General features: G+C 40.3%; 12 protein-coding genes. 4 read left to right on the top strand and 8 right to left on the bottom strand.

What is annotated here, in order from left to right; translation table 11 throughout:
- Positions 1-7 precede the first annotated feature (7 nt).
- The gene (locus HC643_RS06940; protein ID WP_038090551.1) at positions 8-1144 is read left to right on the top strand and encodes a serine/threonine-protein kinase; all 1137 of its coding nucleotides are present in this window, start codon (positions 8-10) and stop codon (positions 1142-1144) included.
- A 135-nt stretch (positions 1145-1279) separates the two neighbouring features.
- On the opposite strand, the gene HC643_RS06945 is transcribed toward HC643_RS06940, so the two are convergent.
- The 3 genes from HC643_RS06945 to HC643_RS06955 form a co-directional block, all read right to left on the bottom strand.
- Positions 1280-2812 (bottom strand): SagB/ThcOx family dehydrogenase, encoded by a 1533-nt coding sequence (locus tag HC643_RS06945; RefSeq protein WP_038090553.1) that lies wholly within the window; start codon positions 2810-2812, stop codon positions 1280-1282.
- 223 nt (positions 2813-3035) lie between these two features.
- Positions 3036-3947: a DUF4349 domain-containing protein gene (locus HC643_RS06950; RefSeq protein ID WP_038090564.1), complete on the bottom strand. Its 912-nt coding sequence runs from the start codon at positions 3945-3947 to the stop codon at positions 3036-3038.
- 194 nt (positions 3948-4141) lie between these two features.
- Positions 4142-4891: a hypothetical protein gene (locus HC643_RS06955; RefSeq protein ID WP_050046335.1), complete on the bottom strand. Its 750-nt coding sequence runs from the start codon at positions 4889-4891 to the stop codon at positions 4142-4144.
- Positions 4892-5321: 430 nt separating this feature from the next.
- Between HC643_RS06955 and HC643_RS06960 the strand changes: the two genes are divergently transcribed.
- The 3 genes from HC643_RS06960 to ilvC all read left to right on the top strand — a co-directional run bounded on the left by HC643_RS06960 (position 5322) and on the right by ilvC (position 8246).
- Positions 5322-6203 carry a sulfite exporter TauE/SafE family protein gene (locus tag HC643_RS06960; protein ID WP_082051799.1) on the top strand — a complete coding sequence of 294 codons (882 nt, stop codon included), beginning with the start codon at positions 5322-5324 and terminating at the stop codon, positions 6201-6203.
- Between the two features lie 115 nt (positions 6204-6318).
- The gene (locus HC643_RS06965) at positions 6319-7191 is read left to right on the top strand and encodes an aldo/keto reductase (protein WP_038090573.1); all 873 of its coding nucleotides are present in this window, start codon (positions 6319-6321) and stop codon (positions 7189-7191) included.
- Positions 7192-7250: 59 nt separating this feature from the next.
- The gene (ilvC, locus tag HC643_RS06970) at positions 7251-8246 is read left to right on the top strand and encodes a ketol-acid reductoisomerase (RefSeq protein WP_038090576.1); all 996 of its coding nucleotides are present in this window, start codon (positions 7251-7253) and stop codon (positions 8244-8246) included.
- A 509-nt stretch (positions 8247-8755) separates the two neighbouring features.
- On the opposite strand, the gene HC643_RS06975 is transcribed toward ilvC, so the two are convergent.
- From HC643_RS06975 to HC643_RS06995, 5 genes are all read right to left on the bottom strand, one after another.
- Positions 8756-9034 (bottom strand): hypothetical protein, encoded by a 279-nt coding sequence (locus HC643_RS06975; RefSeq protein WP_038090580.1) that lies wholly within the window; start codon positions 9032-9034, stop codon positions 8756-8758.
- On the bottom strand, positions 9018-9602 hold the full coding sequence (locus HC643_RS06980) for a hypothetical protein (protein WP_050046334.1): 585 nt from the start codon (positions 9600-9602) through the stop codon (positions 9018-9020). Before HC643_RS06980 ends, HC643_RS06975 begins: the two co-directional genes overlap by 17 nt.
- Before the next feature lie 197 nt (positions 9603-9799).
- Entirely contained in the window at positions 9800-10033 is a 234-nt protein-coding gene (locus HC643_RS06985; protein ID WP_038090584.1) for a hypothetical protein, read from the bottom strand.
- 92 nt (positions 10034-10125) lie between these two features.
- On the bottom strand, positions 10126-10794 hold the full coding sequence (locus HC643_RS06990; protein WP_038090651.1) for a response regulator: 669 nt from the start codon (positions 10792-10794) through the stop codon (positions 10126-10128).
- Between the two features lie 25 nt (positions 10795-10819).
- On the bottom strand, positions 10820-12067 hold the full coding sequence (locus HC643_RS06995; protein ID WP_050046333.1) for a sensor histidine kinase: 1248 nt from the start codon (positions 12065-12067) through the stop codon (positions 10820-10822).
- Positions 12068-12156: the final 89 nt, after the last annotated feature.

Here is a 12156-nt window from a genome sequence, read left to right on the forward strand (position 1 = left end):
TGCCGTAATGTTACAAGAAATTAACCCAGGAACTTTAGTTAACAATCGCTACCAAGTCCAGAAAGTTTTAGGACAAGGGGGCTTTGGGAGAACTTACCTAGCATTCGATGTCCAGCGGTTTGATGAAGCTTGTGTTCTTAAAGAATTTGTCCCGGAAAATACAAAAGAAGATTTGGTTCGTAAATCCCGCGAATTATTTGAGCGGGAAGCTAAAATTTTGTACCAAATTAACCATCCCCAAATTCCCAAGTTTCTTGCTTGGTTAACTGAGGAAGATCGACTCTTTATCGTCCAGGAGTACATTCAAGGTAAAACCTACTCCGAACTCTTGTACGATCGTCTTTCTCAGCAAAAAGTACCGTTTTCTGAAGCTGAGGTTATTCAGTGGCTGCAAGATTTATTACCAGTACTGACATACATTCACCTGCAAAATATTATTCATAGAGACATTTCACTAGATAATGTCATGTTCTCGAACAAACAGTCCAAACCTGTACTGATTGATTTTGGAGTCGTTAAAGAGAAGGTCACTGAAATTTTCTCTACAACCGAGCACAATGCTTCTCCCTTTGCTCGAGGTTCCATAGTGGGGAAAGTGGGTTATTCGCCACCGGAACAAATTTATATGGGACAGTGCTATCCCTGTAGCGATATTTATGCCTTGGGAGTAAGTGCGCTTGTTCTTCTGACAGGAAAAATGCCCAATTTATTAATTGATTATCTCACCTTGAAGTGGCAATGGCGTTCCCATATTAGTATCAGCGAGCCATTAGGTAAGATACTGGACAAAATGCTAGCAGAGCAACCAGCACAACGATATCAGTCAGCTCGTGAAGTATTGTCTGCACTCCAATCAATGGTATTGGGATATACCATGACTAATGAACCTACCCGAACTCTGGGAATTCCTCCGCTAAATTTGAAAAGAGACACTTCGACAAAAACTCCTATTAATCCAGAGTTTTTAGAACTTTGCCGTCAAGAACTGACCCGTTCTGTAGGACCATTTGCCAGTCTTCTTCTTGAAGAGGTTTTGACCCGATTTCCTAACATAAACTGCAGTCAACTTGTAGAAGCTTTGATGGCAGAAATTCCTCACCCACAAAGAGCGGAAGAATTTAGAAAGCGAATGAAACTAGAATGATTTTTTACAGCATTAAAAGTAGGGTAGGTATTGCCCTAATATGGAACTTTGGGCAATACCTACCCTAATGAATGACCGAATTTATAGAAAATGCCAACTGAATTATCCGTATTTTCAAGAAAAAACTCATGAAAATTATCTAGGTCTTCCCAAGGTTGTCATGTATAAAACTGCTTCATCGCCAGGAATCCCTAACACTTCATTGACTCGATCGTCAAAAAAACCACCAATACCACTGACTCCTAAACCAAGGCGAATCGCTGCTAAATTTAACCTTTGTCCTAAATGACCCGCATCCATATGTAAATATCGGTAAACGCGATCGCCATACTGAGCAACTGCTGATTTTAAATCTGCTGTATGAAAAACAACAGCTGCTGCATCTCGCCCTAACTCCTGTCCCAAGCAGAGAAAGTGGAGTTCTTTTCTAAAGTTTTTAAAACGAATTTGTCGTAATTCTTGTGCTTTTGGTGCGTAATAGTAACAGCCTGTTTCTAGCCCTTTGACCCCAGATACAGCAATAAATGTTTCTATTAAATTTAGGTCAAAGTAATCGACTGAATTATCAAAACCTTGGTAAATGTAATTTTCATGTTGATAAGTAAAATCAAGTAAAGCTTTCAGTTCGTCAAAAGTTAAATCCTCACCACTGTAGGCGCGGGTAGATCGTCTCTTCAAAATAGTCACTTCTAACCCCTCTAGCTTTTCCCCCCAATTAATAGGGTGGCTTACAGTAGAAATTTTTTCGCAGAAAGGAAAGTTGTATTTATCTTCTAAAGACTTTTCTTGCTTGACTGTCGGTAAATTGAGCTTACCTGTTGTACCTGGTTTGATTTCTGTGGCGCGATGAAAATATTTCAGCAATTCTCCATCAGGAATGTGAGGAAAATTCGTCTCTGTGGCGGAAGGTAAAGTCGTGCGTCCTGTAGGTAAGTTCTGCTTGATATCGAGTAAATCTGCTAGGGGAAGAACTGCGATCGCACCTTCATGTAACGTATCGATATAAAGCAGTTCGTTCACTTGTTCATCAATAAAACCACCGATGGGGTGGGGGTGATAGTCAGTAATAGCTCCGGCTAACTCAATATTTCCCAAGAGATGTCCTGTATCCAAAAAAATTCGTCGGTAAGCCCTGTCTTCATAACGCCATGCCGAGCGATGGAAAATGGCAGTGAGCACAATTGCCAGTTGAGTTGCTTCCAAAGCGGGGTGCCAAAAACAAGCTTCCTGCAATTTCTGCCACACATCACTTTCCCAATAATGCATTAAAGCATGAGTTCGGCACTGATAATTATACAGACCGGGAGGTAACAACGGCGTTCCGCGAGACACTACGTACATCTCCGCAGGATACAAGCCCCCCGCGCTAGGTGCAGCACGAAGATACACAGCACTTCCCATAGAAGGCATTCTTGCTGTTAACCCATAACTGCAAAATAGCAACCGTGCAAGCCTTTGCCACCACTGACTTTCTGGGTTACCAGCAAATGCTTCTGGCTTTTCTTGAATGTACGGTCTCAGGTCAAAAACAGAGCCAATTTTGTACTCTTTAAATGGGACTGGTTGCTGAGACCAATCCAACCCCTTATTTTTAGAGGCAATGGTCTGAGGGTCATACTTAGTACGTTCGTGGTAGTGCTGAGCGATGGATTGGCGTAATTCCGGCATAAGATGTATAAATATGCTTCTGCTACATATCTTGGCATTCTAGAGGCTCATCATTTAGTCTTAATGAGTACAAATGAGGAGCGAAGAGGGAAGGTAACAAGAAAATAATTGACTCAAAGAACAATTAGGAGAGATTTTTTAATTTTTCATTAAAAATGTGAGCTGCACAATAGCAAATTTGAATTTTTAATTTTCAATTTACTATTTGTCTCTCCTGTATTCATTATCTTCTATCCGGATGAGAACTATCGGGTGTCCGTAGCAAACGTTGAGAATTTCGTCTCCAGCGAGTCAAACCATAGCCAGCCGCTACCAGAACCAACAAATAGGGGCTGTAGACAAGCAACCAGATACCCAATTTCAGCAAACCAACAGTAAATTCTCCCAAAGAGTGAGTAGAATTATTCCAAGCTTCTTGTACTTGCAAACCAAAAGCGGGTTGCGTTGCCTTGGCAGAAACTGCTGCTGCTAAATTTAAAGTAATTGTAGAGTAAGCAACTTGATTTTGTAAGTTTTTTAGCTGAGCATCAATTCGCTCTATAGATTCTCGGACATTGTTAAGTTCTTTAGCCACGCTTAAGACATCTCTGACAGAACCAGCTTTATCCATAATTTTTTGCAAATTACTTTCTGTTTTCCGCAGATTACTTAACCTTGCTTGAATATCAACAATTTGGTTACCCACATCTTCAGCCGTGATGGTACGATTTTCTACATTGCCCAATTTAGCTAACTCATCTAAGGTAGGTTCTAACAAGTTTTGAGGAACTCGCATTTGTATTGTTGCGGTATGGCGAGTATATTCAACTTTTGGCTGTTGTTCTTCCAATCCAATTAAATCTCCCTGTTGTTTGTTAATAAGTTGGGAGACAATCTCTAAACTTTTGTCTACAGAATCGACCACAACTGTCATTGATGCTTTTTTAATAAGTTGCGGGCGAGAACGGACTTGCGCTGCTTGGGCTGTAGCGGATGAATCAGTACTGACGTCATTAGCAGGGGCTTCCTCTTGAAGCGGAACATTGCTTGGTGGTGCGCCTCCGCTCATTTCAGGTGCAGCCGCACAGCCAGTAAAAATGATTCCTCCCGCTAGCAAACTCAAAATCGCTATTAAACTATGTAATTTTTTATACATACTGTGTTTGCGAGCTAACCATAGTGTGGATTCACTCAGTATGGCTGACTCAAAAATTCGTGTCTGCTATTGTTGCAGATTGTGAAACAGCAAGTGTGTTTTATGCGATCTTCTGACAAATACCCTTTTGTTTAATCCATAGAAGCTTAGTCTTAAGGTGCTTGTTAAAGAATTTAAAAGTATTTTCCCCTTTTTTAAGGATTAGACAGAGGAACATTACGAAACTCAATTTTAATATCGCCTTGATAGTAAGAGCTTTCCAGGTAAGAACTAATTTCTAACACTTCTATTTTATTAACTTCTAATGGAACTTTATTAAATGAAAAAATTGCTTTTAAAACAACATCTTTAATTAAATTATTACTTATACTATAAGGTTCCGTACTGCTACCAAATTCAACTTGTGTAGCAATATTTTCGGTTCCATTACCAAATATTCTACTTCTCCTAATTTCATTAGAATTAGAATATAAAGAAACTCTAGCGTTCTCTCGCGTACTGATTATGTTGAGAGAACACTGTACTCTCTGCACTGTTGTATCTGTAGTTGATTTTTGACATCCCAGAAGTTCAAAGGAAATGTCTTGTTGTTTGATTGCGCTTATTGGAGAATTGACTTCAGGTGTTGAAGATGGAGAAGGTAATGAACTTTCTGTAGGTGATGGAGAAGGTAATGAACTTTCTGTGAATGAGGAAGAGGGAGAGGGCGATGGTACGACTGTAGATGATAGCGTTGGAGATAAACTGGCTGTGGGTAATGGATTGATATTGGGCGTAAGTGAAACATCACCAAAAAGTTTCTTCCAGTTAAGAATGACCAAAGTGGTTGAAGCACCACCTATAAAAACTACAAGAATAACTAAAAAACCCAAAATCAACAATATTTTCTGAAAATTGTTATTGGGAGGTTTATTTCCTGTATCTTTATTACGATTTTGAGTCATTTAACATCCCCCTAGAAGAGCAATTCTCCATTAATAATATAATACTGGTAAGAGATGTAAAGCAATTTCATTTTCCTAGAGCAAGCGAACTCCCGTTACAGCGAGGCTATCACCGGAGGTGAATTGCGACCAATAGAAAATTTTGCGAAGCGCGAATCATTGTAATAGTTGCGCCTGGTTCTCTATGTAATGTTTTAATCGTTCAACCCGATCTCCGCAAAGATGCTAAGTACACTAAGAAAGAAGAGAAGGAAATCGCTAATTTTATGACGGGAACGGATTTATCTCTTTTTTACCAACTTAGTTGTTACCAATTATTCTTTTTATTACTTATTAAGTAGGTAAATTTGGTTGCGATTGTAAAAAGCTTGATAAACAGCAAAAATAATTTCAAAATATTTATTGATACCTAAAAAAACTCTACTATTTTATGAGTGTTGGCTCAATACTTATTCTTGCTGTAATTTTTTTGATAGCTAGCATTATTAGCACGATCGCGGGTAGCACTTCCCTCATTACCGTACCAGTCATGCTTGAGTTTGGAGTCGATCCGCGTATTGCCATTGCTACTAATATGCTGGCATTAACCTTTATGAGTGTTGGTGGAACACTACCTTTTTTTGGTAAGGGAATAATTAAGACTGGACGGTTACCATTGCTGATATTCTTGACGCTCATTGGCTCGATTTTAGGAGCTTTACTTGTTATTATTGTTCCCTCAAAATCAATGCCACTTATTATTTCTCTCTCTACGATCGCAGTCGCTATATTTTCAGTCACCAACCGCAATGCAGGACTAGTTCCAGTAGAGGGAATACCTTCACCAATAGCAGAAATTACAGGCTATATAGCTACCTTTATACTTGGTATTTATGGTGGCTTTTTTAGTGGAGGTTACGTAACTCTACTTACAGCCGTCTGTGTAATGTTATTTCGCATGACTTTTGTTGAAGCAATAGCGACGACTAAATTGATTAATATTTTTTCCTCACTTATAGCTACCCTTATTTTCATGAAACAAGGGTTAATAGATTACCAACTTGGAGTCATTCTTGGTGGGGTCATGTTTATAGGTGGTGCGATCGGAGGTCGTATGACTCTTAAATTAAGCAATGTTTGGTTGCAACGAATTTATCTAACAGTAGTTGCTATCTTGGCGATCGTAACATTGCGAAAATCTCAGCAACAACATCACTCAGATAACAGGAATTTTGTGACTTCAGTTGCAGGTTTAAGTACTGCTTTTTGGCTCTTGTACCCCTCGACAAAATACAAACAATTTAGTTCTATGTGGAATAGGGAGATACTATAAATACAGTCCACTGACAAATTAATAGGAAGGTATCATCTGTTGCCAAGATTTAACCTTCACACTCGCTCATATTAGCTATCATCTCAAGTGGACACTGAAATCTAGAGCGAGAAACATGGAAACAAAACAGCTGGGAAAAACAGGTGTATCTGTTAGTGCAATTGGTTTGGGGGCTATGCCAATGTCACTCAGCAGTCGTCCTCCAGAGTCAGAGTCAATAGAAGTTATCCATCATGCGTTAGATTTGGGTATTACGTTCATTGATACGGCGGACTCCTACTGTAAGGACGAATCAGACAAGCACCACAGCGAACGATTGATTCATAAAGCATTGCAAACTTATAAAGGAGCTGGTAATTCCGTTGTCATTGCAACCAAAGGCGGTTTAATGCGTCCTAATGGAAGTTGGACTCGCAACGGGGAACCCAAGCACTTAGAGGAAACCATCCGTGTTAGCTTTGAGGCGTTGGGAGGAGAAAAACCCATTGATGTTTGGCAATATCACGCTCCCGATACAAACTACACCATTGAGGAATCTCTTGCACCAGCAAAAAAAGCAGTGGAGGCGGGTATGATTCGGTTTGTCGGAGTTTCCAACTTTTCCGTTGAACAAATCAAGCGAGCGCGGGACATAGTCGATGTTGTCTCCGTGCAAAACCAGTACAATCCTTGGTATCGCCAACCTGAAGTTGACGGAGTTTTGGAGTATTGCGAACAAGAAAGTTTGACATTTTTACCTTGGAGTCCCTTTGGAGGTAGCCGCCGACACCAGGGATTGGCTGATTTTCCCACCATTGCCAAAATAGCAAAAGAAAAAGGTGTATCGGTTTACTGTATTGTTTTAGCTTGGTTGCGTTCCAAGTCGCCCAGTATTTTACCAATTCCCGGTGCTAGTAAGGTTTCCAGCATTGAAGATTCAGTTCGTGCTGTGGAAGTGAAACTATCTAATGATGAAGTTCAAAGAATCGATCGAGAAACGGCATCATAATCCGGTACAATAACAAGTTTGCAATGAAGATGATGCTTGCTGACAGGAGTTGCTAAATTATGGCCCGGATGTACTACGACGAAGATGCAAATTTAGACCTTTTGGCGGGAAAAACTATCGCTATTATTGGCTATGGTTCCCAAGGTCACGCCCACGCCCTCAACCTTAAAGATAGCGGTCTGAATGTAATTGTTGGACTATATCCGGGTAGTAAGTCGGTGGCAAAAGCTGAAGCTGCTGGATTGACCGTCAAGAATGTTGCTGACGCTGCTAAAGCTGCTGACTTGATTATGATTTTACTGCCAGATGAGGTGCAGAAAACTATTTACAAAGAAGAGATCGAACCTCATTTGGAAGAAGGAAACGTTTTATTGTTTGCTCACGGCTTCAACATTCACTTTGGTCAAGTCGTACCACCTCCTAGTGTGGATGTTGTTATGGTTGCACCCAAAGGACCCGGACATTTGGTACGTCGAACCTACGAACAGGGACAAGGGGTACCTGCTTTGTTCGCCGTATATCAAAATGCTAGCGGTCAAGCACGCGATCGCGCAATGGCATATGCCAAAGGTATTGGCGGTACTCGTGCGGGAATTCTGGAAACAACGTTCCGCGAAGAAACCGAAACCGATTTGTTTGGCGAACAATCTGTCTTGTGCGGTGGTTTAAGCGCCCTTATCAAAGCTGGTTTTGAAACTTTAGTGGAAGCAGGATATCAGCCAGAGTTAGCTTACTTTGAATGTCTCCATGAAGTTAAATTGATTGTTGACTTAATTGTGGAAGGTGGCTTAGCTAAAATGCGCGACAGCATTTCTAACACTGCTGAATATGGAGACTACACTCGCGGACCTCGGATTGTGAATGATCAAACCAAAGCAGAAATGCGCCGCATTCTCAAAGAAATTCAATCCGGTCAATTTGCACGAGAATTCGTTTTAGAAAACCAAGCTGGTAAACCGGGTTTTACCTCCATGCGCCGTCAAGAAGCCGAACATCCCATTGAAGATGTTGGCAAAGATTTACGAGCCATGTTTAGCTGGATGAAAAACGGCTAAAGGATAAAGGATGAAAGATAAAGCATAAATTCTTTAGCCTTTATCTTTCATTCAAAAATATACTTATCTTTTGAGCTTAAACTATATTTATAGATTTCAATATCGGTACTGGGTTTGCGAATTCGTTCTTGACAAGTCGTGGCGGAAATTGCTTCGCGAATTTCGGTGATTTCTTAGCCGAAATTGTCACTGGAGGAAGCGAGGGTGTAGACAAAGACGAGGTTGTTACAAGCTGCGGCTAAGTCCATTAAAGAGAATAAAAACGCCACAACTTGTTGAGCTAAGTTACTGTTACTAATTAGTGTCGCTTTGGCGGCTCGCAAATATCTGGATATTTCATCTAGTACATGAAGGCAGAAGTACGATGGCAGAGGGCAGAAGGCGCAAAAGCTTTGATTGTAAGCTTTTTATCTGTTATTAATGGTCTAGTTATTTACGCCATGCTGTACTAGGATGATGACGCTGGGTTGTTAGTGTATGATTCTTTCTAAAATGACCGTAGTAAGTCTTTATTCTTGTGAAGAGTGCTCTTGTTTATTAATTTGGCATAGTAGTAACTGTTCGCGCTGTTCGAGGTATGCAAGGTCTTCTAATAGCTTTAGAGTGCGTTGGCGTACTTTTTCTAGATGATGGTGGTAATAGTTTTTATCAAGAAGATTGTTGACTCGCTGTTCTTGTTCTGACTCTGACATGATACCCGCGAAAGCGTATTTTTCTAGTTCATATATTTCCTCTTGCCATTGGAGTAGTTCTTCTGTAGTTTTTAGTTTTTTAAGTTCCTGTGTCATGGTGGGCTTCCCTTAATCGCTGTTGTCTTGTTAAAAATTCTTGTGCTGCATCAGGAGTCAGTATCATTTCTCCCGAACCATTCGTTTCTATAAATCCAATTTTTTTATAGAATGGGCGAGCACTGGGTATGGTTATTGCTTTAACGATACCATTGAATTCGAGAGGTTGACTCTCACGTACTAATTCTTCAATTAGCGAGGTAGCACTTCCCGAACAGGTTTCTGGTTGTGGTTGGGTAATTATATTCCATGGTGCATTGGTAAGACTTTCGATCGCCAAGCCTGTACAAATTTGGTCATCGATATTGATTTGTGCTACTTCAATGATGCACGCAGATTGTAGTATTCCTTGAGCATCTTTTACGCCTCTAAAATCATCGCGTCTGCTTATTAAAAGCTCATCTAGCACTTCTACCTTCGCCATACAGTGGAAAAACGTAGTGTTTTTAGCATTTTCCTTATCTCCTTGGTAGTAGAGGTTCAGATACTCTTCGATTTTTCTTATCCACATAATTAAACCTTGTTGAAGTTCAACTGTTGCTCCAATTATGTACGAAAAAGTATTCATGATTTTTTTGAGATACTGAGTGATTATTGTTCTTTCTTTCTCCGACATCTCTTGCCATGATACTACCTCTAGGACTGTGATGCTTTGCGACGTTGATTTTTAATAGTTTGTTTTTACACTTATTGCTTGACCGTATTATCTCGTAGTCTTATTCAAAAATCAAATAGGAATCCTATACTTTTTATACGTGACATTTCTTACTTACCTCCATTTTTAAAACCTTTTTCCGTTTCTTCTATTGCTTTCTCCGTTCTTTGATTGGGGTTGGTTTTTGGTCGCCAGCTTGGAAACAACCCGATTACCCATTTGTTAATTGTTGTACGAGTGTTGAGACTGGTAGAACTCAAGGGTTTGGGAAGAAAACTGTCGCCAAAACCAACAAAAATCAAAAAAAGTATTAATAAAAAGCCGGTGGCTGTTTTTCTGTCCATATAAGTTGTTTTATCTACACAAGCGATAAGAACTCTTATATTTAGGCTTCCCAATGTTTGCTCGTTTTGCTAAGTTTTCTCTTCTTTATTTGTTAAAGTCCCAAATATGGTAAAAACGTACTAGCAAACAAAGCAGCTTGAGTGCGATCGCGCAAGTGAAGTTGGCTCAAAATACTTGTCACGTGATTTCTCACTGTCCGTTCCGATATGTAAAGCTCGTGAGCAATCTCACGGTTGCTATATCCCATTGCAATTAAGCGCAACACTTCTTTTTCTCTAGGAGACAGTTTTGCTATTTCTGATGGTACGGGAGATGCTACGGGTTGGGGTTCCTGAGGAAAAGCAAAAGCTTTTTCAAAAAGACCCGGTCCCATGTGAGTATAACCTTGATGAACTGCATGAATGGCAATTGCTAGCTCCTCAAGGGGAGTATGCTTCAAAACATAACCCCTCGCCCCATAACGCATTGCTTGCGTCACATATTCATCATCGTCAAAAGTCGTCAACACCAAAATCCGAACTTCAGGAAACCGCTGAGAAAAAACTTGAGTTGCAGCTACACCATCCATCACAGGCATTCTAACATCCATCAACACAACATCTGGTTGCATTGATGTACGGGCAAGATCTTCCATCACTTCAAGCGCCCGCTGACCGTTTTCAGCATCTCCCACCACCCGCAAATCTGGTTTTGATTCAAGCAAATTTTTCAGACCCTGACGAATAATCATTTGGTCGTCTACCAGTAACAAGCGAATTATGGAATTTTGCATTGGGGATGGGATTTTAGATGGCTGTGGATTCAGAATACATCACTGATGAATTTATTACAGGAATAACTACTTGAATTCGGCATCCCTTCCCAGGTTCACTAAAAATATAGAAAGTTCCGCCCAAAGCCGCAGCTCGTTCTCGCATCCCCTGAAGCCCAAAACCAGTGGTATTTTGTTTTGGATTAAAACCTTTACCATTGTCTTCTACAAGCAAGTTGAGTTGTCCGGCTTGAGATTGTAATTGAATGGTAACCTGCGTTGCAGCACTGTGTTTTGATATGTTGGTCAGTGCTTCCTGCAAAATGCGATAAATTGTAATGCTGACTTCAGATGTTAAGGGAGAGGTTAAACTCACTTTCCAGTTTGGGGTTAAGTGAGTTCTATTGCGAAAGTCTTGAATAAGATTGCTAATTGCACTTTCTAACGATTTGCCACGCAAAGGATCGGCTCTCAGTGTCGCTACTGAACGGGAAACTTCTTGCAATGCTTGGTAAGCTAGTTGTTTTGCTTCTCTTAAAAATTCTACGGCTCTATCTGTGTTTGACGGTAACAACAACAGAGCATTTTCTAACTGAATTGTTTGAGCAGTTAAGGCATGTCCTAAAGAGTCATGAATCTCGCGTGCAATGCGATTTCGCTCTTGTAAAGTCGCTTGGTTTTCAATTCTCAAAGCGTATTGACGGAGTTGTTCGTGAGCGATCGCGAGTTCTTGGCGACTTCTACGTTCTGACAAAACAGCATTAACTAATAATACTACAAATGCTAGCGTCAGTGCAAAAGAAATCGCATTATTGAGGATCAAATTTGCCGTATTTGTGGCAATTTGTTCTGCAATTGGTTTTGGTTGTCCGATAGGAATTCTCACAAAAATCATGGATTGACTTCTGATGATAATAATATAAAGGTAGGAAACATAAACTAAACCAGCAACAATCAATCGACCCCAAAGTTTAAACATTTGGCAGCTGCGAATAACTGCAATTAACCCAAGCATGGGAATAAAGCGAATGTAATTGCTCACCACAGCAGGGAGGAAAACAATTCCCAATACCACAGCCGTATAAACCACCTTGTGAGTGAACTTGTGAGTTGGTAACCTCAAACCCATAACCCCAAACACCACAATTATCAGAACAGTCAGCCAAGGGGAAGTCTGTAATGGGTAAATCGGGGGTAGCAGGAGTGCAGTTAAGGTACTCATGCCTAAAAGCAACCACTCCAGATATAACATTAAGCGCAGAGGGGGCAGAGAACGTGACATTGAGATTATCGATACCAATAATAAAACGTCTCATTCCTAAAGTAATTCACTTTTACAAAAGAGGTTGGGAAATAAGAATCGAAAATAAA

Origin of the sequence: Tolypothrix bouteillei VB521301 (genome assembly GCF_000760695.4) — a bacterium.
Classification (GTDB): Bacteria; Cyanobacteriota; Cyanobacteriia; order Cyanobacteriales; family Nostocaceae; genus Scytonema; species Scytonema bouteillei_A.

Coding starts and splice junctions, on each gene's coding strand:
- HC643_RS06985 (WP_038090584.1), bottom strand. CDS start 10,033: ATGGACAGAAAAACAGCCACCGGCTTTTTATTAATACTTTTTTTGATT.
- HC643_RS06975 (WP_038090580.1), bottom strand. CDS start 9,034: ATGACACAGGAACTTAAAAAACTAAAAACTACAGAAGAACTACTCCAA.
- ilvC (WP_038090576.1), top strand. CDS start 7,251: ATGGCCCGGATGTACTACGACGAAGATGCAAATTTAGACCTTTTGGCG.
- HC643_RS06980 (WP_050046334.1), bottom strand. CDS start 9,602: ATGAATACTTTTTCGTACATAATTGGAGCAACAGTTGAACTTCAACAA.
- HC643_RS06955 (WP_050046335.1), bottom strand. CDS start 4,891: ATGACTCAAAATCGTAATAAAGATACAGGAAATAAACCTCCCAATAAC.
- HC643_RS06940 (WP_038090551.1), top strand. CDS start 8: ATGTTACAAGAAATTAACCCAGGAACTTTAGTTAACAATCGCTACCAA.
- HC643_RS06995 (WP_050046333.1), bottom strand. CDS start 12,067: ATGTCACGTTCTCTGCCCCCTCTGCGCTTAATGTTATATCTGGAGTGG.
- HC643_RS06950 (WP_038090564.1), bottom strand. CDS start 3,947: ATGTATAAAAAATTACATAGTTTAATAGCGATTTTGAGTTTGCTAGCG.
- HC643_RS06945 (WP_038090553.1), bottom strand. CDS start 2,812: ATGCCGGAATTACGCCAATCCATCGCTCAGCACTACCACGAACGTACT.
- HC643_RS06960 (WP_082051799.1), top strand. CDS start 5,322: ATGAGTGTTGGCTCAATACTTATTCTTGCTGTAATTTTTTTGATAGCT.
- HC643_RS06965 (WP_038090573.1), top strand. CDS start 6,319: ATGGAAACAAAACAGCTGGGAAAAACAGGTGTATCTGTTAGTGCAATT.